20 protein-coding genes are annotated in these 22,543 nt (G+C 70.5%); 9 read left to right on the top strand and 11 right to left on the bottom strand.

The genetic code is table 11. From position 1 onward, the window contains the following. Nucleotides 1–43: 43 nt before the first annotated feature. Nucleotides 44–508: a GatB/YqeY domain-containing protein gene (locus OG352_RS24200; RefSeq protein WP_329219731.1), complete on the top strand. Its 465-nt coding sequence runs from the start codon at nt 44–46 to the stop codon at nt 506–508. 140 nt (nt 509–648) lie between these two features. Here OG352_RS24200 and OG352_RS24205 read toward each other — a convergent pair whose 3' ends face one another. Beyond that, nucleotides 649–2,937, bottom strand: a complete 2,289-nt coding sequence (locus tag OG352_RS24205) for a transglycosylase domain-containing protein (RefSeq protein ID WP_329219733.1) — start codon at nt 2,935–2,937, stop codon at nt 649–651. A 407-nt stretch (nt 2,938–3,344) separates the two neighbouring features. On the opposite strand from OG352_RS24205, the gene wblA reads away from it, so the two are divergent. Next, nucleotides 3,345–3,683: a transcriptional regulator WblA gene (wblA, locus tag OG352_RS24210; protein WP_329223942.1), complete on the top strand. Its 339-nt coding sequence runs from the start codon at nt 3,345–3,347 to the stop codon at nt 3,681–3,683. Nucleotides 3,684–3,759: 76 nt separating this feature from the next. On the opposite strand, the gene OG352_RS24215 is transcribed toward wblA, so the two are convergent. Both OG352_RS24215 and OG352_RS24220 read right to left on the bottom strand, forming a co-directional pair. After that, on the bottom strand, nt 3,760–5,280 hold the full coding sequence (locus OG352_RS24215; RefSeq protein WP_329219735.1) for an ArsA family ATPase: 1,521 nt from the start codon (nt 5,278–5,280) through the stop codon (nt 3,760–3,762). Then, nucleotides 5,277–6,254, bottom strand: a complete 978-nt coding sequence (locus tag OG352_RS24220; RefSeq protein WP_329219736.1) for an ArsA family ATPase — start codon at nt 6,252–6,254, stop codon at nt 5,277–5,279. Before OG352_RS24220 ends, OG352_RS24215 begins: the two co-directional genes overlap by 4 nt. 130 nt (nt 6,255–6,384) lie before the next feature. Here OG352_RS24220 and OG352_RS24225 point away from each other — a divergent pair, with 130 nt between their 5' ends. The 4 genes from OG352_RS24225 to OG352_RS24240 all read left to right on the top strand — a co-directional run bounded on the left by OG352_RS24225 (nt 6,385) and on the right by OG352_RS24240 (nt 8,804). Continuing rightward, entirely contained in the window at nt 6,385–6,543 is a 159-nt protein-coding gene (locus OG352_RS24225; protein ID WP_020129281.1) for a DUF4177 domain-containing protein, read from the top strand. After that, nucleotides 6,540–7,004 (top strand): RidA family protein, encoded by a 465-nt coding sequence (locus tag OG352_RS24230; RefSeq protein ID WP_329219737.1) that lies wholly within the window; start codon nt 6,540–6,542, stop codon nt 7,002–7,004. The genes OG352_RS24225 and OG352_RS24230 overlap by 4 nt, the downstream gene beginning before the upstream one ends. 91 nt (nt 7,005–7,095) lie before the next feature. Further along, nucleotides 7,096–7,977 carry an NUDIX hydrolase gene (locus tag OG352_RS24235; protein WP_329219738.1) on the top strand — a complete coding sequence of 294 codons (882 nt, stop codon included), beginning with the start codon at nt 7,096–7,098 and terminating at the stop codon, nt 7,975–7,977. After that, nucleotides 7,974–8,804, top strand: coding sequence for an MBL fold metallo-hydrolase (locus OG352_RS24240; RefSeq protein ID WP_329219740.1), 831 nt, complete (start codon nt 7,974–7,976; stop codon nt 8,802–8,804). Before OG352_RS24235 ends, OG352_RS24240 begins: the two co-directional genes overlap by 4 nt. Here OG352_RS24240 and OG352_RS24245 read toward each other — a convergent pair. Continuing rightward, nucleotides 8,801–9,631, bottom strand: a complete 831-nt coding sequence (locus OG352_RS24245; protein WP_329219741.1) for a nucleotidyltransferase domain-containing protein — start codon at nt 9,629–9,631, stop codon at nt 8,801–8,803. The genes OG352_RS24240 and OG352_RS24245 overlap by 4 nt on opposite strands. A gap of 118 nt (nt 9,632–9,749) precedes the next feature. After that, nucleotides 9,750–10,424 carry a Crp/Fnr family transcriptional regulator gene (locus OG352_RS24250; RefSeq protein ID WP_020129286.1) on the bottom strand — a complete coding sequence of 225 codons (675 nt, stop codon included), beginning with the start codon at nt 10,422–10,424 and terminating at the stop codon, nt 9,750–9,752. Between the two features lie 329 nt (nt 10,425–10,753). Between OG352_RS24250 and nth the strand changes: the two genes are divergently transcribed. The 3 genes from nth to OG352_RS24265 all read left to right on the top strand — a co-directional run bounded on the left by nth (nt 10,754) and on the right by OG352_RS24265 (nt 13,767). Then, complete coding sequence (nth, locus tag OG352_RS24255) at nt 10,754–11,674, top strand: endonuclease III (protein ID WP_329219743.1); 921 nt, start codon at nt 10,754–10,756, stop codon at nt 11,672–11,674. A gap of 136 nt (nt 11,675–11,810) precedes the next feature. Then, nucleotides 11,811–12,554: an NUDIX hydrolase gene (locus OG352_RS24260; protein WP_443072325.1), complete on the top strand. Its 744-nt coding sequence runs from the start codon at nt 11,811–11,813 to the stop codon at nt 12,552–12,554. A 13-nt stretch (nt 12,555–12,567) separates the two neighbouring features. Beyond that, nucleotides 12,568–13,767: a MarP family serine protease gene (locus tag OG352_RS24265; protein ID WP_329219744.1), complete on the top strand. Its 1,200-nt coding sequence runs from the start codon at nt 12,568–12,570 to the stop codon at nt 13,765–13,767. Between the two features lie 80 nt (nt 13,768–13,847). On the opposite strand, the gene OG352_RS24270 is transcribed toward OG352_RS24265, so the two are convergent. The 6 genes from OG352_RS24270 to OG352_RS24295 all read right to left on the bottom strand — a co-directional run bounded on the left by OG352_RS24270 (nt 13,848) and on the right by OG352_RS24295 (nt 22,387). Further along, nucleotides 13,848–14,030, bottom strand: coding sequence for a hypothetical protein (locus tag OG352_RS24270; RefSeq protein ID WP_093774212.1), 183 nt, complete (start codon nt 14,028–14,030; stop codon nt 13,848–13,850). A 127-nt stretch (nt 14,031–14,157) separates the two neighbouring features. Further along, a complete protein-coding gene (locus OG352_RS24275) occupies nt 14,158–15,108 on the bottom strand; it encodes an alpha/beta fold hydrolase (RefSeq protein ID WP_329219746.1) in 951 nt (316 codons plus the stop codon). Then, nucleotides 15,105–15,593, bottom strand: a complete 489-nt coding sequence (locus OG352_RS24280; protein WP_329219747.1) for a phage holin family protein — start codon at nt 15,591–15,593, stop codon at nt 15,105–15,107. The genes OG352_RS24275 and OG352_RS24280 overlap by 4 nt, the downstream gene beginning before the upstream one ends. Before the next feature lie 107 nt (nt 15,594–15,700). After that, nucleotides 15,701–17,188: a Na+/H+ antiporter NhaA gene (gene nhaA / locus OG352_RS24285; RefSeq protein WP_329219749.1), complete on the bottom strand. Its 1,488-nt coding sequence runs from the start codon at nt 17,186–17,188 to the stop codon at nt 15,701–15,703. A 186-nt stretch (nt 17,189–17,374) separates the two neighbouring features. Then, on the bottom strand, nt 17,375–19,333 hold the full coding sequence (acs, locus tag OG352_RS24290; protein ID WP_329219751.1) for an acetate--CoA ligase: 1,959 nt from the start codon (nt 19,331–19,333) through the stop codon (nt 17,375–17,377). Between the two features lie 378 nt (nt 19,334–19,711). Beyond that, the gene (locus OG352_RS24295; protein WP_329219752.1) at nt 19,712–22,387 is read right to left on the bottom strand and encodes a bifunctional SulP family inorganic anion transporter/carbonic anhydrase; all 2,676 of its coding nucleotides are present in this window, start codon (nt 22,385–22,387) and stop codon (nt 19,712–19,714) included. Between the last annotated feature and the right edge of the window lie 156 nt (nt 22,388–22,543).

Genomic DNA, 22,543 nt, shown 5'->3' on the forward strand with positions numbered 1-22,543 from the left:
ATGAACGGGCGTCCGGCCGTCCACACCTGCGACAATCAAACCCATGACCACGCTCAAGTCGAAGCTGCAGGAAGACCTCAACGCCGCGATCAAGGGGCGCGACGAGCTCCGCTCCTCGACGCTCCGGCTGACGCTCACCGCGATCACCAAGGAGGAGGTCTCGGGCACGCAGAAGCGCGAGCTCTCCGACGACGAGGTGCTCAAGGTGATCACCAAGGAGGCGAAGAAGCGCCGGGAGGCGGCCGACGCCTTCGCGCAGGGTGGTCGGGCCGAGAGCGCCGAGCGGGAGAAGGCGGAGGGCGAGCTCCTCGCCACGTACCTGCCCAAGCAGCTCAGCGACGAGGAGCTGGACGACATCGTCGCCCAGGCCGTCGAGGAGGCGAAGGCGGCCGGCGCCGAGGGGCCGCGGGCCATGGGCGCCGTCATGAAGATCGTGAACCCGAAGGTGGCCGGTCTGGCCGAGGGCGGCCGCGTCGCCGCCATCGTCAAGAAGCTGCTCGCGGGCTGACGCCGCCCGGCTCGCACGACGAACGGCCCCTGCCTCTCCGTACGGGGAGAACTCTCCGTACGAGGAGATCTCTCCGTACGAGAAGCAGGGGCCGTTCGCTGTCTGTTCGCTGCTCGCTGATCAGTTGTCAGCCGGCGAGGTCAGCCGCGCCTGCCTCCGTTGCCGTTCCCGTTGGTCTGGCCCTGGAAGAAGGTGCCGGCGCCGCCGCCGTCGTTGTTGCCGCCGTTGGTCGCGCCGTTGGTGAGCAGGCCGCCGATGAAGCCGTCGTCGTTGTCGCCGCCGGTGCCGCCGTTGTTGTTGCCGTCGCCGTCGTTGTTGCCGTTCCCGTTCCCGTTGCCCGGGTTCTTGGCCGCCGGCGGGTTCGGGATGTTGACGAGGTTGAAGTCCGGGGCTTCCTTGCCCTCCAGGGCGCCGGTCATGGCGTCCCGCCAGATCGGGCCGGGGGTGTCGCCGCCGTAGACCTGGCCGTGGTAGACGCCGCCGATGGTGATGTCGGTCATCTCGACCTTCTGGGTGGCGCTGCCGACCCAGACGGCGCCCGCGAGGTTCGGGGTGTAGCCGACGAACCAGGCGTTCTTGCGGGAGTCCGTCGTACCGGTCTTACCGGCGTTGTCGCGGCCGGAGAGGCCGGCCTGCTTGCCCGTACCGGAGTCGGTCACTCCGCTGAGCAGGGTGTTGATGGTGTCCGCGGTCTTCTCGCTCATCGCGCGCGAGCAGGTCGACTTGGGCACCTCCAGCGACTTCTTCGTGCCGCCCACGATCTGGGTGATCGACTCGATGGCGATCGGGGTGCAGTACATGCCCCGGCTGGCGAAGGCCGCGTACGCGGTGGCCATCGTCAGGGGGGAGAGGCCGGTGGAGCCGAGGGTCATCGACGAGGGCACCTCGGGCACCTTGTCGCCGTTGCCCTGGACCACGCCCAGCTTGTCGGTCATCTTCACCACGGGGCACATGCCGATGTCGGCGAGCATCTGCACGAAGTAGGTGTTGACCGACAGCTCCATGGCCTTCTTCAGCTGGTACGGCCCCTTCTCCGACTCGCTCTCGTTCTCCAGCGTGTCGTTGCCCTGGTTGGTCCACGGCTTGCTGCTGCACGTCTGGACCGAGGCGGGGTACGACATCTGGTACGGCGCCGAGTAGGACTGGTTCGCCGGGCGGCCCTCCTCCAGCGCGGCCGCGGCCACGAACGGCTTGAAGGTCGAACCGGTCGGGAAGCCGTAGTTCGAGCCGCCCATGGAGGCGTTGACCGAGTAGTTGTACTCGGTCTCGTTCTTGCCGTAGCCGTACGGCTTCGACTGGCCCATGCCGAGGATCTTGCCGGTGCCGGGCTCGACGAGGGTGGCGGCCGCGGCGACCTTGTCCGACTTGTAGACGTGGTCCTTGAGCGAGTCCTGGACGGACTTCTGCGACTGCGGCTCCAGCGTCGTGCGGATCGTCAGACCGCCCTGGTTCCAGACCTTCGCCCGCTCCTCCTTCGTCTTCCCGAAGACCGGATCGCTGAGGAAGACGCGCTCGACGTACTTGCAGAAGAAGCTCGCGCCCTGGACGGCCGTGATGCAGCCGTTCTTCGGCTGGGTGACCTTCAGGCCCAGCGGGGCCCGCTGCGCCGTGGCGGCCTCGGCCTCGGAGATGTCGCCGACCTCGGCCATGCGCTTCAGCACGGTGTTACGGCGCTTGATGGCCTCGGCCTCGTCGTTGACGGGGTCGTAGCGGCTGGGCGACTGGACGATGCCGGCCAGCAGCGCGGCCTGGGGGAGGGTGAGGTCCTTGGCGTGCGTGGAGAAGTAGCGCTGGGAGGCGGCCTCGACGCCGTAGGCCTGCTGACCGAAGAACGTGATGTTCAGGTAGTTCTCGAGGATCTTCTTCTTGCCGAGCTCCTCCTCCACCTGGATCGCGTACTTCAGCTCCTTGATCTTGCGGCCGATGGTCTGCTGGGTGGCCTGGGCGACCTTCGTCGGGTCGTCGCCGGCCTCCTCCACGAAGACGTTCTTCACGTACTGCTGGGTGAGCGTCGAGGCGCCCTGGGAGACCCCGCTGCTCTGCACGTTCTTGTTGAGGGCGCGCAGGACGCCCTTCAGATCGATCGCGCCGTGCACATAGAAGCGCGAGTCCTCGATCGCGACGATCGCCTTCTGCATGTACGGCGTGATGTTCTTCAGGTCGACCACCGTGCGGTCACGGGAGTAGACGGTGGCGATCTGGCCGCCCTCGGCGTCGAGGATCGTGGTGCGCTGGCTCAGCGGCGGTGTCTTCAGGTTGGCCGGGAGTTCGTCGAACGACTCCACCGACCCCTTGACGGCCAGGCCCAGCGCGCCGAACGCGGGTAGGGCGATACCGGCCAGCACCGCTCCCGCGAGCACACTGACACCGAGGAACTTGGCGGCCTGCTGCGTTGGGGACAGACCACCGCCCGAGCGCTTTTTTGGCATGGGGGCAGCCTACGTTCTGATTCGCCGGACACACGTCAATGCCTTGGCCTAAGCTGCTCTCAACTGTCACAACAGCAGGGCTACGTATCAATACGTCCGGCGACCCCGAATCGTTCCGGAAGTTCCCCAACTTTTTTGGTGGGTGCGTGTCCGAATCCGCCTTGTGTGTCACCCGGCGTCCGTTGTGGCTCAACTGAACTGTCCCGTTTGCCGGGAAAGTTCTATATGTCGCAGGCTCACTCCCCCGGGTGATCTGCCGCTTACCCATAGTCCGTTCGGGCCATTCAAGACTGGGCCCGAAGGGGGTGTTGCGCTGTGCCCACCTTCCGTAACGTCCTCAACTGGCAGCGGTGAATATGCCGCTGCCGCCGTGGGGGAGCCTCGATTCGGGAGAGGACGGCGCCGGTATGGGCTGGGTAACCGACTGGAGTGCGCAGGCTGCCTGCCGCACTACCGATCCGGATGAACTGTTCGTTCAGGGAGCAGCGCAGAACAGGGCCAAGGCGGTGTGCACCGGATGCCCGGTACGCACCGAATGCCTGGCCGACGCGCTGGACAACCGCGTCGAGTTCGGCGTGTGGGGAGGCATGACGGAGCGCGAGCGCCGCGCACTGCTGCGCAGGCGGCCCACGGTGACCTCGTGGCGCCGGCTCCTGGAGACGGCGCGTTCGGAGTACGAGCGCGGGGTGGGCATCCTGCCGCTCGACGACGACGAGATCTACGAGCACTACGCGGCGGTGAGCTGAAACCGTGCGGCGGTGAGCTGACGAGGACCCTCGGCTCAGGCGTCGTCAACTTCGGGTCGGCGTCGGCAGTTTCGGCTCAGGCGTCGGGAGACTCGGGCGGCTCGGGTAGCTCCGGCCGGTTGTCCGCGAGCCGGTTTCCGATGTCCCGCAGCCCCGTCAGGTCGTGCACATCGCCGGGCAGTGCGGCCACTTCGGCGACCGCCACCTCGGGGTGGAGCGAGGTGAAGCGGTCACGCGTGCGCTGCTCGCGCGAGAGCAGGTGCATGCGTTCCGCGTGCAGCCTCAACAGGCTTGCGGTGAGGTCGTCCACGGCCCGGTCGGCATCTGTGCCGGTGTCGGGTGCCTGTGCCGGAGATGCCGGATCGGTTACTGGAGATTCTGAACTGCCGTACGTGTCGGGAGAGTTACGAAGTCCAGCTTTCCCACCGTCCTGATCGACAATGCCGGGCTCTTCAAGATTTTCGGCATTGTCGCCATGTTCGATGTGCTCGGTGCGTTCGGCCTGTTCGGCCTGTTCGGCGTGCTCGGCGTCGAGGTCTTCCGCGGCGGCGAGCGCCCGCTCGGCGGACAGGTGGGCGGCGCCGCTGCCGTGGACGCGGTTGAGCACCAGACCGGCCAGCGGCATGTCCTCGGCGGCCAGGCGCTCCACGAAGTACGCGGCCTCCCGCAGCGCGTCCCGCTCGGGAGCCGCCACCACCAGGAACGCCGTGCCGGGCGCCTGGAGCAGCTTGTACGTGGCGTCCGCGCGCGTGCGGAAGCCGCCGAACATCGAGTCCATTGCCGCCACGAACGTCTGCACGTCCTTCAGCAGTTGCCCGCCGAGCAGCTTGCCGAGGGCGCCGGTCATCATCGACATGCCGACGTTCAGGAACTTCATCCCCGCGCGGCCGCCGACCTTGGCGGGCGCGAGCAGGACGCGGATCAGCTTGCCGTCCAGGAACGACCCGAGCCGCTTCGGCGCGTCCAGGAAGTCCAGCGCCGAGCGCGAGGGCGGGGTGTCGACGACGATCAGGTCCCACGCGTCCCGCGCGCGCAGTTGACCCAGCTTCTCCATCGCCATGTACTCCTGCGTGCCCGCGAAGCCCGCCGAGAGCGACTGGTAGAACGGGTTGCCCAGGATCGCGGAGGCCCGGTCGGGGTCCGAGTGCGCCTCGACGATCTCGTCGAAAGTGCGCTTCATGTCGAGCATCATCGCGTGCAACTCACCTTCCCCCTCGACGCCCTTGACGCGGCGCGGGGTGTTGTCGAGCGAGTCGATGCCCATGGACTGCGCGAGCCGGCGCGCCGGGTCGATGGTGAGGACCACCACCTTGCGGCCGCGCTCGGCCGCCCTGAGCCCCAGCGCCGCCGCCGTGGTCGTCTTGCCGACCCCGCCCGAGCCGCAGCAGACCACGATGCGGGTCGTCGGGTCGTCGAGCAGCGGATCGAGGTCCAGCACGGGCGCGGGGGAGAGGCGGTGACGGGTGCCTCCCTTGTCGCGGGTCCTGCCTTGCGTCCTGCCCTGGGTCTTGCTCGGGGGCTTGTCCTGGTCCTGGGTCTTGCCCTGGTCCTTGTCGTGGGCCGTGTGGCCCTTGTCGTGAGCCTGGTCCGGACTCATTCGATCCCCTGCTTCCGCAGTTCGGTGGCGAGCTGGTACAGGCCCGCGAGGTCCATGCCCTCGGCGAGCAACGGCAGTTCGTGCAACGGCAGGTCCAGCTCGCCCAGGACCGCGCGCTGCTCGTGCTCCAGCGCATACCGCTCCGCGTACTCCCCGGCCTGCTTCAGGAGCGGATCCACCAGCCGCTCCGCGTGCCCGCCGCGCCGCGCCCCGCCGAGCCCGGCGGCGGACAGCGACCGGGCAACAGAAGAACGCGTCACGGTCCGGACGAGTTCCAGCCCGTCCTCGTCGAGGATCTCGGGCCGCACCATGTTGACGATGACCCGTCCCACCGGCAGCTTCGCCGCCCGCAGCTCGGAGATGCCGTCGGCGGTCTCCTGGACCGGCATCTCCTCGAGCAGCGTCACCAGGTGCACGGCCGTCTCCGCCGACTTCAGCACCCGCATCACCGCCTGCGCCTGATTGTGTATCGGGCCGATCCTGGCCAGCCCGGCGACCTCGTCGTTGACGTTCAGGAAGCGGGTGACGCGGCCCGTGGGCGGGGCGTCCATGACGACGTAGTCGTACACGAACCGTCCGCTGCGGTCCTTGCGCCGGACCGCCTCGCACGCCTTGCCGGTGAGGAGCACGTCCCTCAGACCGGGGGCGACGGTGGTGGCGAAGTCGATGGCGCCGAGCTTCTTCAGGGCCCGTCCGGCGCCTCCCAGCTTGTAGAACATCTGGAGGTAGTCCAGAAGGGCCAGTTCGGGATCGATGGCCAGTGCGTACACCTCACCGCCCCCGGGGGCGACGGCGATCTTCCGTTCCTCATAAGGCAACGCCTCCGTCTCGAAGAGCTGCGCGATGCCCTGCCTGCCCTCCACCTCGACGAGAAGCGTCCGCTTCCCCGCCGTGGCGAGGGCGAGCGCGAGGGAGGCGGCGACCGTCGTCTTACCGGTCCCGCCCTTGCCGCTGACGACCTGGAGCCTGCTCACGTCTTCGAGCGTAACCAGTCGGCGCCCGAGGCAACCGGGAGGCTGTGGACAACGGGGCGACCGGGGGTCGTCTATCGGCCACATGGCCTGGGAAACCGGGCCTCGGGCAACAGCGGATACAGTCGGCCCCATGACCAAGTGGGAATACGCAACTGTGCCGCTGCTCGTCCACGCCACGAAGCAGATTCTGGACACCTGGGGCGAGGACGGCTGGGAACTCGTCCAGGTCGTGCCCGGCCCGAACAACCCGGAGCAGCTCGTCGCCTACCTGAAGCGGGCGAAGGCGTGAGCGCGGTCGAGGCGAGGCTCGCCGAGTTGGGGCTGACCCTGCCGGCGGTCGTGCCGCCCCTCGCGGCGTACCAGCCCGCCGTGCAGTCCGGCCCGTACGTGTACACGGCCGGCCAGTTGCCCATGGTGGAGGGCAAGCTGCCGGTCACCGGCAAGGTCGGCGCCGAGGTCACCCCCGAGGAGGCCAAGGAGCTGGCCCGTACCTGCGCGCTGAACGCCCTGGCCGCCGTCAAGTCGGTCGTCGGCGACCTGGACCGCATCGCGCGCGTGGTGAAGGTCGTCGGCTTCGTGGCGTCGGCCTCGGACTTCACCGGCCAGCCCGCCGTCCTCAACGGCGCGAGCGAGCTGCTGGGCGAGGTGCTGGGCGAGAAGGGCGTGCACGCGCGCAGTGCGGTGGGCGTCGCGGTACTGCCGCTGGACGCGCCCGTGGAGGTCGAGATCCAGGTCGAGCTCGTCCCGTAGCCGTCCACAGGCGTCCCGTAAGTGTGCTCTGACCTCGGGGACCTGCGGGGACCCCTCGAACATTCGCGCACCACGGGATAGCCTCGCGCCCATGGCGAATGGGCAGTGGTTTCCCCAGGACTGGCCGGAACGCATCCGCGCGCTCACGGACGGCACCCTCGTTCCGGTCGTCCCCAAGCGCGCGGCCACCGTCATGCTCCTGAAGGACACCGACGACGGCGGACCCGTCGTCCACATGCTGCGCAGACGCGCCTCCATGGCCTTCGCCGGAGGCGCGTACGCCTATCCCGGCGGCGGCGTCGACCCCCGCGACGACGACCTTCACGTCCGCTGGGCGGGCCCCACGCGCGCGTGGTGGGCGAAGCGGCTCGGCGTCGACGAGACGGCGGCCCAGGCGATCGTCTGCGCGGCCGTGCGCGAGACCTACGAGGAGGCCGGCGTCCTGCTCGCCGGGCCGACGCCCGACTCCGTCGTCGGCGACACCACGGGCGCCGACTGGGAGGCCGACCGGGCCGCGGTGGCCGCCCGCGACGTGTCCTTCGCCGAGTTCCTCGACCGCCGCGGCCTGGTCCTGCGCTCCGACCTCCTCGGCGCCTGGACGCGCTGGATCACCCCGGAGTTCGAGCCCCGCCGCTACGACACCTGGTTCTTCGTGGCCGCGCTCCCCACGGGCCAGCGCACCCGCAACGCCTCCACGGAGGCCGACCGCACGGTGTGGATCCGCCCGTCGGACGCGGCGGCCTCGTACGACAAGGGCGAGCTGCTGATGATGCCGCCCACCATCGCGACCCTGCGCAGGCTCGCCCCGTACGCCACGGCCGCCGAGGCGCTCGCCGCGGCCCCCGGCCTCGACCTGGCCCCCGTCCTCGCGCAGGCCCGCCTGGAGGACGACGGGGTCGTCCTGTCCTGGCCGGGACACGACGAGTTCACCAAGCACATCCCGATCGGGACGACGGGCGGGGGATCCGCATGACCGACGCAGCCGCCCTCCCGGGTCAGCCGCGAGGCGGGGTCCTCTCCGGCCGGGCCACCGCGCGCGCGGTCAACGTCCTCGCGCCGAACGCCTCCGCGATGACCCTGGACGGCACGAACACGTGGATCGTCTCCGAGCCCGACTCCGAGCTGGCGGTCGTGATCGACCCCGGCCCGCTGGACGACGGCCATCTCCGCGCGGTCGTCGACACCGCCGAGCAGGCCGGCAAACGCGTTGCCCTGACCCTGCTGACCCACGGCCACCCCGACCACGCCGAGGGCGCCGCCCGCTTCGCCGCGCTGACCGGCACGAAGGTGCGGGCCCTGGACCCGGCGCTGCGGCTGGGCGAGGAGGGCCTGGGCGCCGGGGACGTGATCACCGTGGGCGGCCTGGAGCTGCGGGTCGTCGTGACGCCCGGCCACACCGCCGACTCGCTCTGCTTCCACCTCCCGGCCGACCGGGCCGTCCTGACCGGCGACACGATCCTGGGACGCGGCACGACCGTCGTCGCGCATCCGGACGGCCGCCTGGGCGACTATCTGGACTCCCTGCGGCGGCTGAGGTCCCTCACGGTCGACGACGGCGTCCACACGGTCCTCCCGGGCCACGGACCCGTCCTGGAGGACGCCCAGGGCGCCGTCGAGTTCTACCTCGCCCACCGCGCCCACCGCCTCGCCCAGGTCGAGACGGCCGTCGAGGGCGGCTTGCGTACCCCCACCGAGGTCGTCGCCCACGTCTACGCCGACGTCGACCGCTCCCTGTGGCCGGCGGCGGAACTGTCGGTACGGGCCCAACTGGAGTACCTGACGGAGCACGGGCTCATCTAGGCGTCCTCGGGCCTGGGGGCCTTCACGCCGTGCACGCGCGCGTACTCCTGCGCGAGCCAGGGGCCGAGATCGTCGACGTAGGACGTGAGGACCGCGCGGTCGCCGGTCGGCTCGTACCCGAGGACGGCCGCCGCACGAAGCTGCTCCGCGCGTTGCGGGTAGTACGCGCCGAACGCCTCTGCCATCTCGTGCAGGTCGCTCGTCCAGCCGTTCCAGCGGGGCATGACGAGGGTGAACGCGGTGCGTACGAGGTGCCGGGACATGAACCGGATGAGCGGCCGCCGGGCGTCGTCCGAGTCGCCCGCCGCCGCGATCCGCTCGCGCCAGCGCGGCAGGAACAGGGCGAGGTCCCCGTTGGTCTCGCGCGCGAGCAGCGAGTCGGGACGGTAGCGGGGGAGGTGCTCGGCGAGGTCCTCCCCGAGCAGGGGCGTGCACAGGCAGGCCACGAACCACCCCAGATCGTGCCGCTCCAGCTCGCTCAGGACGCGCGCGTGGCTGACGAGAAGCGTCCCACCGCCGTCGATCTGCGGGAACTCCTCGTCGAGGGCTTCGTCGAGCGCCCGGCCGTCGGATCGGTCCGCGTCGGTCGGCTCCGCGCGCAGGACGACCAGGAGGTCCAGGTCGCTGCGGCCCACGCGCGCGGTGCCGCGCGGGATCGACCCGTAGAGGTACGCGCTGTGGAGCCGGGCGCCGAAGGCCTCCGGGATCCGCTCCCGAGCCGCCACGACGACGGGCCGGAACGCGTGCGGCACGCGCGCGAGGGAGCCTTCGCGGACGATGTGGCCCTGCGGGTCGAGACCCCGGTGGCGAACAGTTTCGGTCGGCATCCAGCCAGTCCGGCGTCTGAGGACGTGGCCCTTTAAGGGCCGAAGCGGGGGCCTGGGGGCGGCAGCCCCCAGTGACGGTCACACCGACCGACCCCACCCCTCACCGCTCACACAGCGGCTAGCGCGACCGCTTGGCCAGTCGCTCCACGTCCAGCAGGATGACCGCCCGCGCCTCCAGGCGGAGCCACCCGCGCTGGGCGAAGTCCGCCAGCGCCTTGTTCACGGTCTCGCGCGACGCGCCGACGAGCTGGGCCAGCTCCTCCTGCGTCAGGTCGTGGACGACGTGGATGCCCTCCTCGGACTGCACGCCGAAGCGGCGCGACAGGTCCAGCAGGGCGCGGGCCACGCGTCCCGGGACGTCCGAGAAGACCAGGTCGGACATGGCGTCGTTGGTCTTGCGCAGGCGCCGGGCGACGGCGCGCAGCAGCGCGGTGGCCACCTCGGGGCGGGCGTTCAGCCAGGGCTGGAGGTCGCCGTGGCCGAGGCCGAGGAGCTTGACCTCGGTGAGGGCGGTCGCCGTCGCCGTACGCGGGCCCGGGTCGAAGAGCGACAGCTCGCCGATCAGCTCGCTGGGACCCACCACGGCCAGCATGTTCTCCCGGCCGTCCGGGGACGTGCGGTGGAGCTTGACCTTGCCCTCGGTGACGACGTAGAGCCGGTCGCCCGGGTCGCCCTCGTGGAACAGGGAGTCGCCACGGGCCAGGGTCACCTCGCTCATGGAGGCGCGCAGTTCTGCGGCCTGCTCGTCGTCGAGTGCCGCGAAGAGCGGGTTGCGCCGCAGGACGTCGTCCACGAGTTCTCTCCTTGTCGACCTGCTCAGGGGATCTTGCTCCCCCGCTTACCAGGGGACCGTGTTCCCCATTTTGCCGGACGGTCCAAACAGTGTGATCTGTCACAAGGATGCCGCACACGTGTCCTGAGGTAAGCGGCAGGGGTCCAATTGGGGGCTGATCTTCAGGGTCCGGGGCGGATGTCAGTGTCGGGCTTTAGGCTGGCCGGGTGTCCAAATCGCCGGTGAGAGCACAGGCCTAGGGGGCTGGGCGGGTGGTTGTACGTCACGTTTCCGCTGTGGGCGAACAGGACTCCGGTGGTGGTAGGAAAACGGCAAAGGTGACAAAAGAGATGCCTGCGAAGAAAGCGGCCGAGGCGGGGAAGGCAGCCGGCGCCGGGAAGACGGCCGCCGTCAACAAGACTGCGGCCAACAAGGCTGCGGCCAAGAAGACGGCGACCGATAAGACTGCGGCCGAGAAGGCGACAGCGGCCGGCAAGACCGAGTCCCGCACCGCCCTCGTCCGCCGCGCCCGTCGCATCAACCGTGAGCTCGCCGAGGTCTACCCCTACGCCCACCCCGAGCTGGACTTCGTGAACCCCTTCCAACTGGTGGTCGCCACGGTCCTGTCCGCCCAGACCACCGACCTCCGGGTGAACCAGACGACCCCCGGCCTCTTCGCCAAGTACCCCACCCCCGAGGACCTGGCCGCCGCCAACCCGGAGGAGGTCGAGGAGATCCTCCGCCCCACGGGCTTCTTCCGGGCCAAGACGAGGTCGGTGATAGGCCTCTCCAAGGCGCTGGTGGAGCAGTTCGGCGGCGAGGTCCCCGGACGGCTCGAGGACCTGGTCAAGCTGCCCGGCGTCGGCCGCAAGACGGCCTTCGTGGTGTTGGGGAACGCGTTCGGCCGGCCAGGGATCACCGTGGACACGCACTTCCAGCGGCTCGTACGGCGCTGGCGGTGGACCGAGGCGACCGAGCCCGACAGGATCGAGGCCGCGATCGGCGCGCTCTTCCCCAAGAGCGAGTGGACGATGCTCTCGCACCACGTGATCTTCCACGGCCGCCGCATCTGCCACGCCCGCAAGCCCGCCTGCGGCGCCTGCCCCATCGCCCCGCTCTGCCCGGCGTACGGCGAGGGCGAGACGGACCCGGAGAAGGCGAAGAAGCTCCTGAAGTACGAGAAGGGCGGCTTCCCGGGCCAGCGCCTGAACCCGCCCCAGTCCTACCTGGACGCGGGCGGCAGGCCGGCCCCGCCGCTGGGGGCCGGATGACGGAAGGGCCGACGGCGACAGGCCGGCCCACGCAACGACCCACAGAGCGATCCCCGGAACGAACCACAGAACGAACCCCGGAACGATCTGTCGGTGCTCGGGCGTTGGACTTGGCAGAACGGGGGGCGGTGGGGCGATGACGCGCGCGAGCAATACCCAGAGCGACAGGCAGGGCCATACCCAGGGCGGTACGCACGGCGATGTCCAGGGCGGTCCGGTGACGCTCAGCAAGGAGGGCCTGCCCGCCTGGCTGGACCCGGTGGCGCACGCGGCGGGGACGGTCCAGCCGCGCCAGCTCAGCAACTTCCTGCCCCCGGAGAACGGCACGGGCCGCCAGTCGGCCGTCCTGATCCTGTTCGGCGCCGGCGAGCACGGCCCCGAGCTGCTGCTCATGGAACGCGCCAGCTCCCTGCGCTCCCACGCGGGCCAGCCCTCCTTCCCGGGCGGCGCCCTCGACCCGGCGGACGGCGACCCGCACGGTGACGGGCCGCTGCGGGCCGCGCTGCGCGAGGCCGAGGAGGAGACCGGCCTCGATCCGACCGGCGTCCAGCTCTTCGGCGTCCTGCCCAAGCTGTACATCCCGGTCAGCGGCTTCGTCGTCACCCCCGTCCTGGGCTGGTGGCGCGAGCCGAGCCCGGTGGGCGTCGTCGATCCCGGCGAGACGGCCCGCGTCTTCACGGTCCCCGTGGCGGATCTCACAAATCCGGACAACCGGGCCACGGCCCTGCACCCCAGCGGCTACCGAGGCCCGGCATTCCTGGTCGAATCCGCCCTTGTGTGGGGGTTCACGGCCGGCGTCATCGACCGCCTGCTGCACTTCGCGGGCTGGGAGCACCCCTGGGACCGCGAGAAGCAGGTCCCGCTCGACTGGCGGTCATGACAGGGTGTCGTTCGTGAATGTGCTGGACATCTTGTTGCTGGTCGCGGCCGTCTGGTTCGCGGTCGTCGGCTACCGCCAGGGCTTCGTCGTCGGCATCCTGTCGGTGATCGGCTTCCTGGGCGGCGGTCTCGTCGCCGTCTACCTGCTGCCCGTGATCTGGGACGCCCTGACCGAGAACTCCGAGGTGAGTACCACGGCCGCCGTCGTCGCGGTCATCGTCGTGATCGTCTGCGCCTCGATCGGCCAGGCCCTCACCACGCACCTCGGCAACAAGCTGCGCCGGTACATCACCTGGTCCCCGGCCCGCGCGCTGGACGCGACGGGCGGCGCGCTGGTCAACGTCGTGGCGATGCTGCTGGTGGCGTGGCTGATCGGGTCCGCGCTCGCCGGCACCACCCTGCCGACCCTCGGCAAGGAGGTCCGTAGCTCCACGGTGCTGCACGGGGTGTCCGAGGCGCTGCCCGACCAGGCCGACACCTGGTTCGCCGACTTCTCCTCCGTCCTCGCGCAGAACGGCTTCCCGCAGGTCTTCAGCCCGTTCTCCAACGAGCCGATCACCGACGTCCAGCCGCCCGACCCGGCCCTCGCGGGCAGCGTGGTGGCCAAGCGCGCACAGCGCTCCATCGTCAAGGTCATGGGCACCGCCGAGAGTTGTGGCAAGGTCCTGGAGGGCACCGGCTTCGTCTTCGGCGAGCGCCGCGTCATGACCAACGCGCACGTCGTGGGCGGCGTCGACGAACCCACCGTCCAGATAGGCGGCGAGGGCCGCAAGTACGACGCCACGGTCGTCCTGTACGACTGGAAGCGCGACATCGCGGTCCTGGACGTACCGGATCTCGACGCGCCCGCCCTGCAGTTCACCACCGACGACGCGAAGAGCGGCGACGACGCGATCGTCGCCGGGTTCCCGGAGAACGGGGCGTACGACGTCCGTCCCGCGCGCGTACGCGGCCGCATCACCGCCAACGGCCCGGACATCTACCACCGCACGACCGTCCGCCGTGACGTGTACTCGCTGTACGCGACCGTCCGTCAGGGCAACTCCGGAGGCCCGCTGCTCACCACCGACGGCAAGGTGTACGGCGTGGTCTTCGCGAAGTCCCTCGACGACGCCGACACCGGCTACGCCCTCACCGCGGACGAGATCCAGCAGGACATCACCGCGGGGCGTACGGCAGGCCAGCAGGTGGACAGCGACAGCTGCGCCCTCTAGGACGACCTGGGAACCTCGGACAGGACGGGCCCTGGCCCCCTAGGGGGACTCAGGGCGTCAGCCTTGTATGTGTGCGGGCGTCAGCCTCGCGGGTGACGCAAGCGGACCGAGACCCAGCGGGCCCGGCGTCGCAGGATGCGCGGAATGCCCACCCGGAGGTCGGAATCCGGCAGTTGCGGGTCGGCACCTCGTTGGTGCGGGCTCAGGCCACTGGCCGAGCGTCGGTTGCGCGGTGCGTCACTGTAGTCGTGCGTCCAGCCCATACCCCGACGTCTGCCCCTGCCCGAAGGTCGATAACCGCCCTCCGGCCCGCCAATTGGCCTATGCGTCGGGCATTTGGCTGTTCGTAGTACCGGTGTTCAGATCCGGACACCGGACGCGATGATTCTGTCACCGATCGGGTTCGGGATCCTTCAGCCAATTGACCAGTTCGGTGGAGAAAGCGACCGGATCCTCTTCGTGCGGGAAGTGGCCGAGGCCGTCGAACAGCCGCCAGCGGTACGGCGCTTCGACGTACTCGCCGGACCCGGCCGCGCTGCGGGTGCGCAGCACCGGATCGAGCGAGCCGTGCAAGTGCAGCGTGGGCACGCGCACGGGCCGCTTCATGCGCCGGTAGAACTGGATGCCGTCCGGACGGGCCATCGAGCGCACCAGCCAGCGGTACGGCTCCACGGCGCAGTGCGCGGTGGACGGGATGCACATCGCGCGCCGGTACGTCTCCACCGCCTCGTCCTCCGGCAGCAGCGGCCCGGACCAGTCCCGGATCAGCCGGCCCACCAGTTCGCCGTCGTCGGCGGTGAGCTGCCGCTCGGGGATCCACGGCCGCTGGAACCCCCAGATGTGGGAACTCGCCGTCGTCTGCCGGACGTCGGCGAGCATCGCCGAGCGCCAGCGCCGCGGATGCGGCATCGAGGCGACGACGAGCCGCCGCACGAGCTTGGGGCGCATCACGGCCGCCGTCCACGCCAGATAGCCGCCCAGGTCATGGCCGACCAGCGCGGCGTCCGGCTCGCCGAGGGAGCGGATCACGCCGGTGATGTCGAGGGCGAGGTTGGCCGGGTCGTAGCCGCGGGGCGTACGGTCGCTGCCGCCCACGCCCCGCAGGTCCATCGCGACGGCCCGGAAGCCCGCGTCGGCCAGCGCGACCAACTGGTGCCGCCAGGTCCACCAGAACTGCGGGAACCCGTGGACGAGCATGACGAGCGGGCCGTCGCCCATCTCGGCGATGTGGAACCGCGCGCCGTTCGCGGCGACCTCGCGGTGGGTGACCCGCACACCGCAGACGGCGTCCGGCCGTACGACCGAAGCGGGCTGGGCCGGAGGAATCGCGGGGTCCGTCATGACGACGAGCGTCCCACAGCCTCGAGGGCCTCCGGGACCCGATCCTGCGGGAGCTCGGGCCGCGGGTGCGGCTTGGCGTTCTGCAGGACGCCCGCCGTCTCCTTCACGGACGCGGCGACCTTCTGCGGGCCCTGGCTCTTCTTGGCCTTCTTCGCGAAGACCACGCCGATCAGCACGAGGACGAGCGCGAGGAGCACGTTCGCCGCGAACGACAGCAGGAAGCAGATCGCGAGGTTCCAGTGGCTCCAGGTCCGGATGCCGTACGCCAGCGCGAAGTTCAGCATCGGCAGGGAGAACACCAGGACCGCGCCGGCCACCGAGAACGCCCCGCCGCTCAGCAGGCCCCGCTTGACGTCCTGCTTCAGCTGCGCCTTCGCCAGCGCGATCTCGTCGTGCACCAGCGCCGACAATTCGGTCGTCGCCGAGGCGAACAGCTGGCCGATGCTGCGTTCGGCGCCGACCGGGCTGCCGTCGGGTGCGCTCATCGCGTTCTCCCTCTCCTGCTGCTGTCTGTGTCGCCGTTGCCGTACGTGCCGCCGTGTGTTTCCGGCTGCTGTGCTGCTTCTGGCTTCTTTTGTACCGTCCCGTCAGATCATGCCGGACGGTCGCCCTTCTCGCCCGCCCCGCCCGGCACTTCGGCAAGCCCGTGGCGCGGGCCGGTCTCGTCCTGGGCGGTCTGCCGGGCGATCTCCTCGGCGATCCGGCGGTGCTCGGCGGCCTTGCGGTCGAGGATCTCCGCCATGCGCAGGTGGTACGCCGGGTCGTCCTGCTCGTAGACGTCCGGGACGCCGTCGAGGTCGTCGTCGCGCTCCTCGGCCTCCCACATCCGGCGGTACCGGGCGTTGCGCAGCTTCAGCAGGACGGTCGCCAGGGTCGCCGCGATCAGCGAGCCCAGCAGGACGGCGGCCTTGACCTCGTCGGTGAGGGCGGCGTCGCCGTCGAAGGCGAGTTCCCCGATCAGCAGCGAGACGGTGAAGCCGATGCCGGCGAGGGACGCGACGGCGAAGACGTCCGCCCAGGCGAGGTCCTCGCTGAGCGAGGCCCGGGTGAAGCGGACGGTCAGCCAGGTCCCGCCGAAGATGCCGATCGTCTTGCCGACGACGAGACCGAGCACGACGCCCAGCGTCTCCGGCCGGGCGAACACGTCCCCGAGCGCCCCGCCCGAGAGCGTCACACCGGCGCTGAACAGGGCGAACAGCGGCACCGCCAGACCGGCGGAGAGCGGCCGGACGAGGTGCTCGATCCGCTCGCCCGGCGAGCGCTCCTCGCCCTCGCGCGTCGTGCAGCGCAGCATCAGGCCCATCGCGACACCGGCGATCGTGGCGTGGACGCCGCTGTTGTACATCAGCGCCCAGATCACGAGCGCCAGCGGCACGTACACGTACCAACCGCGCACGCCCTTGCGCAGCAGCAGCCAGAAGACGACGAGTCCGACGACCGCGCCGCCCAGCGCCACGAAGTCGATGCTGCTGGTGAAGAAGACCGCGATGATCAGGATCGCGAGCATGTCGTCGACGACGGCGAGGGTGAGCAGGAAGGCGCGCAGCGCGCTCGGCAGGGACGTGCCGATGACGGCGAGCACGGCGAGCGCGAACGCGATGTCGGTGGCCGTGGGCACGGCCCAACCGGCCAGGGAGCCGCCGCCGGTGAGGTTGGTGAGCGTGTACACGAGCGCCGGTACGGCCATCCCGCACAGCGCCGCCACCACCGGCAGCGCGGCGGCCCTCGGGTCCTTGAGGTCACCGGCCACCAGCTCGCGCTTGAGCTCGATGCCGGCGACGAAGAAGAAGACCGCGAGGAGGCCGTCGGCCGCCCAGTGCGCGATCGAGAGGTTCAGGCCGAGGGCTGCGGGCCCCAGGTGGAAGTGGCTGACACTCTCATAACTGCCGTGCAGCGCAGGGACGTTCGCCCAGACCAGCGCGGCGACGGCGGCCACGAGCAGCAGCACACCGCCGACGGTCTCGGTGCGCAGCGCTTCCGCGACGAAGTTCCGCTCGGGCAGGGACAGCCGCCCCAGGACCTTGCGGGGGTGCTGCGGAGCGGGGGCCGAGGCGGGGGCCGGGGGGCGGGGCGCGGACACGGTGGGGACCTCCGGTCGGTGGGCAGGACTGAGCACATGCCGACCAGACTTCCCGGCGCCCCTTTTTGTTTAGCCTATCTAAAGTTAGTCTACCGAAAGTGCGCGGGGAGGAATCCGGCGATCCCTACGTTAGGTGCGAAAAGGGCACCCGGCGCGCTTGCCGCCGGGTGCCTTTTACCGGCGTACTCAGTCCTCGCTCGGCGCCGCCGGGAGCTTCGTCTGGATGAGGTCCATGACCGTGGAGTCGGTCAGGGTGGTGACGTCGCCGAGCTGACGGTTCTCCGCGACGTCCCGCAGCAGCCGGCGCATGATCTTGCCGGAGCGGGTCTTCGGCAGTTCCGCGACCGGCAGGACCCGCTTCGGCTTGGCGATCGGCCCGAGCGTGGCGCCGACGTGGTTGCGCAGATCGGCGACGAGGTTCTCGTCGTCCGCGTTCGCCGTGCCGCGCAGGATGACGAAGGCGACGATGGCCTGCCCGGTCGTCTCGTCGGCGGCGCCCACCACGGCCGCCTCGGCTACGGACGGGTGCGACACGAGCGCCGACTCGACCTCGGTGGTGGAGATGTTGTGGCCCGACACGAGCATCACGTCGTCGACGCGCCCGAGGAGCCAGATGTCCCCGTCGTCGTCCTTCTTCGCGCCGTCCCCGGCGAAGTACTTGCCCGGGAAGCGCGACCAGTACGTGTCGAGGAACCGCTGGTCGTCGCCCCAGATTGTGCGCAGCATCGACGGCCACGGCTCGGTGAGGACCAGGTAGCCGCCCCCGCCGTTCGGCACCTCGTTCGCCTCGTCGTCGACGACCGTCGCGGAGATGCCGGGCAGCGGCGTCTGCGCGGAACCGGGCTTGGTCTCGGTGACGCCGGGCAGCGGCGAGATCATCATCGCGCCCGTCTCGGTCTGCCACCAGGTGTCGACGATGGGGGTCCGGTCGGCGCCGATGTGCTTGCGGTACCAGATCCAGGCCTCGGGGTTGATGGGTTCACCGACCGATCCGAGCACGCGCAGGGAGGAGAGGTCGAACTTCGCGGGGATGTCGTCGCCCCACTTCATGAACGTACGGATGGCGGTCGGCGCCGTGTACAGGATCGTCACCCCGTACTTCTGCACGATCTCCCAGAAGCGGCCCTGGTGCGGGGTGTCGGGCGTGCCCTCGTACATGACCTGCGTCGCGCCGTTGGCCAGCGGCCCGTACACGATGTACGAGTGCCCGGTGACCCAGCCGACGTCGGCCGTGCACCAGTACACGTCGGTCTCCGGCTTGAGGTCGAAGACGGCGTGGTGCGTGTACGCGGCCTGCGTGAGGTAGCCGCCGGAGGTGTGCAGGATGCCCTTCGGCTTACCGGTGGTGCCGGAGGTGTAGAGGATGAACAGCGGGTGCTCGGCCTCGAACGCCTCGGGCGTGTGCTCGGCCGACTGCCGCTCGACGATCTCGTGCCACCAGACGTCCCGGCTGTCGTCCCAGGCGACCTCCTGGCCGGTACGGCGGACCACCAGCACATGCTCGACGTTGTCCACGCGCGCGACCGCGTCGTCGACCGCCGGCTTCAGCGCGGACGGCTTGCCGCGCCGGTAACCGCCGTCGGACGTGATGACGACCTTGGCGTCCGCGTCCCGGATACGGGTGGCCAGCGCGTCCGCCGAGAAACCGCCGAAGACGACGGAGTGCGCGGCGCCGATCCGGGCGCAGGCCAGCATCGCGATCGCCGTCTCCGGGATCATCGGCATGTAGACGGCGACCCGGTCGCCCTTCCGAACTCCCAGCTCCTCCAGGGCGCCCGCCGCCTTCGACACCTCGTCCTTGAGCTCGGCGTAGGTGATGGCGCGGCTGTCGCCGGGCTCGCCCTCGAAGTGGATGGCGACCCGGTCCCCGTGCCCGGCCTCCACATGCCGGTCGACGCAGTTGTAGGCGACGTTGAGCTCGCCGTCCTTGAACCACTTGGCGAACGGCGGGTTCGACCAGTCCAGCGTCTCCGTCGGCTCCTTGGCCCAGGCCAGCCGACGGGCCTGCGCGGCCCAGAAGCCGAGCCTGTCAGCCTTGGCCTGCTCGTACGCCTCCGCCGTGACGTTGGCGTCGGCCGCCAGGTCCGCGGGCGGCGCGAACCTGCGCTCTTCCTTGAGCAGGTTGGCCAGGCTCTCGTTGCTCACGACATCTGCCTCTCGAAGGTGTCCATGTCCGTTGTGTCCCAGGCCACAGCTCATCAGACCCAGGGGGCCGGTGACAAGGGCCGACGAAATATTGGTTTAGACCTGTTGGGGTCCGGTGCGATGGACAGCGGTGGAGTGCGGTTCGGTGCGGTGGGTTTGCGGTGGGCGTGCGGTGGGGGTGCGGTGGGGGTGCGACGCGGTGCGGTGCGGGTCCGGGTCATTCGTACCCACGGACGAGGGCCCGACGGAGTTCAGCCGGTGTAACGCCTTTCACACCCGCGCCCTGGCCAGGCCCTCGTGGCGTTGGGCGGCAGTTGGGCGGCACCCGCCGAGGAGAGGGGCTCGGCGGATGCTCCCCATTGCCACGTCCTCACATCGTCACGCCGTCAGGTCCGCGACTCCCACGTGGTCGAACAGCTCGCCGCCGCTCTCCCCGGTGAGCAGGTAGGCCTGCGCCTCGCCCACGTGGAAGTACAGCCCGTGCAGCTCCAGCGCCCCGGCCCGCAGGGCACCGGCCACCGACTCGTGGGCCCGCAGATGCTCCAACTGCTGGACCACGTTGGTCAGGCAGAGCTGCTCGACCGCGTCCGCCGGTGTCCGCCCGGCCAGCCGGGCCCAGGGGCGGCTGTCGTCGGCCATCCGCTCCAGACTCGGCAACCCGTGCCGCAACCACCGCTTCAACGGGGTCCGGGGGCCACCGGGTTCGGAGTTGAACAGCGCCTGCATGGCCCCGCACCCGGAGTGCCCGCACACCGTGATGGACCGCACCTTCAACACGTCCACCGCGTACTCGATCGCCGCCGCCACCGAGTCGTCCCCGCTCTCCCCGCCGGGCGGCGGCACGAGGTTGCCCACGTTGCGCACCACGAACAGGTCGCCGGGACCACTGGAGGTGATCATCGAGGTGACCAGCCGTGAGTCGGCGCAGGTGAGGAAGAGCTGAGTGGGCCGCTGCCCCTCCCGGGCCAGCCGCGCCAGCTCCCCCCGCACCAGCGGCGCGGTGTTCCGCTGGAACGCACTGATGCCACGCACCAGCTGATGCCCACTCGGCTCGGTGTGTTCGGCGTGCTCGGTGTGCGCAGCGCGCCCGGCGTTTTCGGTGTGCCTGGCGTGCTCGGTTGGCTCCGTGGGTTCTGTCGTCTCCTTCCTGGTCTCCTTCCGCTGGTCCTTTCTCGGCGTTGTGTCCGGCGTCTCTTCCGAGTCCGGCGAGTGCGCCGAGTCCGCCTTACTGGTCGTCCCGGGCGTCCCGGATGTCCTGGCCGTCCGGGATGTCGCTGTCGCTGTCGTTTCCCGTGGTACCTCGCACTGGTGGTTGCGCCACGGTGTCCAGGGGCGGCAGCGGCAGTCGGCGATCGGGGTGTCTCCGGCGGGAACCGGGGCGAGACCTCGGGGAGCGGTCGGCTCGCCCCCCTCGGCTCTGGAGCCGATGCCCGCGCCTGGGCCGGTGCCGGCACCGATGCGTGCCTCCAGGTCGACTCCGGTGTCGGGCCCCGTCCCGTGGCGGCGGCCGGTCAGCTCGACGGAGCCGCCTCGCGCGGTGTGCGACTTCTGCCAGTCCTGCAGGGACTCGTACGCCGCGTGATCCATGAAGGAGCCGTCCAACTCGACCACGACATAGGAGCCTTGGGGCATGAGATGCAGGATGCGGCTGAGCCGCGGCACGGCGAGGAAGGTCAACTGACCTCGTACGTGTACGTGATGGACTCCTTCCTTCTCATGGTGCGTGATGCGGGTGCGGGCGAGGCGGTGCAGGGCGACGGCGACGGCCACGGCGATGCCGAGCGTCACGCCCTCCAGGACGCCGAGGAGCACCACGCCGAGGGTGGTGACGGCGTACACCAGCACCTCTCGGTGGCGCGTCACCGTGCGAATGTGGTGCAGGGACACCATCTGGATGCCGACGGCCATCACCAGGGCGGCGAGTGAGGCGAGCGGGATGAGATCCAGGATCGGGACCATCAGCAGCGCGGCGACTACTACGAGAACGCCGTGCAGCATCGTGGAGTTCCGGCTCACGGCACCGGCTTGGACATTCGCCGAACTGCGCACGGCGACGCCCGCCACCGGCAGTCCGCCGAGTGCGCCGGAGACGATGTTGGCCGCGCCCTGACCGAGCAGTTCGCGGTCCAGGTCGGAGCGGCCGACGCGGGTGGAGCGGGAGCTGAGCAGGCTGGGGCTGGAGGCGATCAGCTTGTCCACGGCGACCGCGCCCAGCAGCGACTGCACGCTGCACACCAGCGTGGTGGTGAGGACGGCGGCGACGATCCCGAGCACCGGCCCCTCGGGCAGGCCGGCCAGGGCGTGACTGCTCCAGGACGGCAGGTCGACCTTGGGCACGGTGAGCCCGGCGAGCGCGGCGGTCGCGGTGGCGCCCGTGACGGCGACGAGTGCGGCGGGCACCTTGTGCAGGAGGCGGCCCACCCGGCCGGGGATGCGCGGCCAGAGCAGCAGCAGGGCCAGGGTCAGCACGCTCACGGCCACGGCCGCGGGCTGCAGGCGGGCGAATTGGGCGGGCAGGGCGCGGAGGTTGTCGAGGACGGAGCTCTGGGGGCTGCCGCCGAGGACGACGTGCAGTTGGGCGACGGCGATGGTGACGCCGATGCCGGCGAGCATGCCGTGCACGATGGCGGGGCTGACGGCGAGGGCGGTGCGCGCCACGCGCAGGCATCCGAGGCCCAGTTGGACGAGTCCGGCGAGGACGGTGATGGCGCAGGTCGTCCGCCAGCCGTAGCGGTGGATGAGGTCGGCGGTGACGACGGTCAGGCCGGCCGCGGGGCCGCTGACCTGGAGTGGTGAGCCGCCGATCCAGCCGGCGACGATCCCGCCCACGGCCGCGGCGACGAGCCCGGCCTGGAGGGGTGCGCCGGTGGCGAGGGCGATGCCGAGGGACAGGGGCAGGGCGATCAGGAAGACCGCGATCGAGGCGGACACGTCGGCGCCCGCGATGCGGAAGCGGCGGTGCGGGGGCGGTGGGGGGCTGTGCGGCTGGTGGTTGCGCTCGGTGCGCGTCGAGCGGGTCGAGTGGGCAGTGCGGGTGGGGACGCAGGCGGACATGTTCCCGTCTCCTCCGGGGCAGCGCGGTCGCGGAACTGGTGGGCCCCCGGCTGTGGCGGGGGCGGTCGCGGCCGTGGGTCACGGCGTGCAGCGGCGGGATGAAATCAACAATCGGTAAACAGATCGTAATGCAGAGTAAAGGCCAAGCATGGATTT

The sequence above is a fragment of the Streptomyces sp. NBC_01485 genome, from assembly GCF_036227125.1.
Taxonomy (GTDB): domain Bacteria; phylum Actinomycetota; class Actinomycetes; order Streptomycetales; family Streptomycetaceae; genus Streptomyces.

Coding starts and splice junctions, on each gene's coding strand:
- OG352_RS24200 (WP_329219731.1), top strand. CDS start 44: ATGACCACGCTCAAGTCGAAGCTGCAGGAAGACCTCAACGCCGCGATC.
- OG352_RS24205 (WP_329219733.1), bottom strand. CDS start 2,937: ATGCCAAAAAAGCGCTCGGGCGGTGGTCTGTCCCCAACGCAGCAGGCC.
- wblA (WP_329223942.1), top strand. CDS start 3,345: ATGGGCTGGGTAACCGACTGGAGTGCGCAGGCTGCCTGCCGCACTACC.
- OG352_RS24215 (WP_329219735.1), bottom strand. CDS start 5,280: ATGAGTCCGGACCAGGCTCACGACAAGGGCCACACGGCCCACGACAAG.
- OG352_RS24225 (WP_020129281.1), top strand. CDS start 6,385: ATGACCAAGTGGGAATACGCAACTGTGCCGCTGCTCGTCCACGCCACG.
- OG352_RS24235 (WP_329219738.1), top strand. CDS start 7,096: ATGGCGAATGGGCAGTGGTTTCCCCAGGACTGGCCGGAACGCATCCGC.
- OG352_RS24240 (WP_329219740.1), top strand. CDS start 7,974: ATGACCGACGCAGCCGCCCTCCCGGGTCAGCCGCGAGGCGGGGTCCTC.
- OG352_RS24245 (WP_329219741.1), bottom strand. CDS start 9,631: ATGCCGACCGAAACTGTTCGCCACCGGGGTCTCGACCCGCAGGGCCAC.
- nth (WP_329219743.1), top strand. CDS start 10,754: ATGCCTGCGAAGAAAGCGGCCGAGGCGGGGAAGGCAGCCGGCGCCGGG.
- OG352_RS24260 (WP_443072325.1), top strand. CDS start 11,811: ATGACGCGCGCGAGCAATACCCAGAGCGACAGGCAGGGCCATACCCAG.
- OG352_RS24270 (WP_093774212.1), bottom strand. CDS start 14,030: ATGGGCTGGACGCACGACTACAGTGACGCACCGCGCAACCGACGCTCG.
- OG352_RS24275 (WP_329219746.1), bottom strand. CDS start 15,108: ATGACGGACCCCGCGATTCCTCCGGCCCAGCCCGCTTCGGTCGTACGG.
- OG352_RS24280 (WP_329219747.1), bottom strand. CDS start 15,593: ATGAGCGCACCCGACGGCAGCCCGGTCGGCGCCGAACGCAGCATCGGC.
- OG352_RS24295 (WP_329219752.1), bottom strand. CDS start 22,387: ATGTCCGCCTGCGTCCCCACCCGCACTGCCCACTCGACCCGCTCGACG.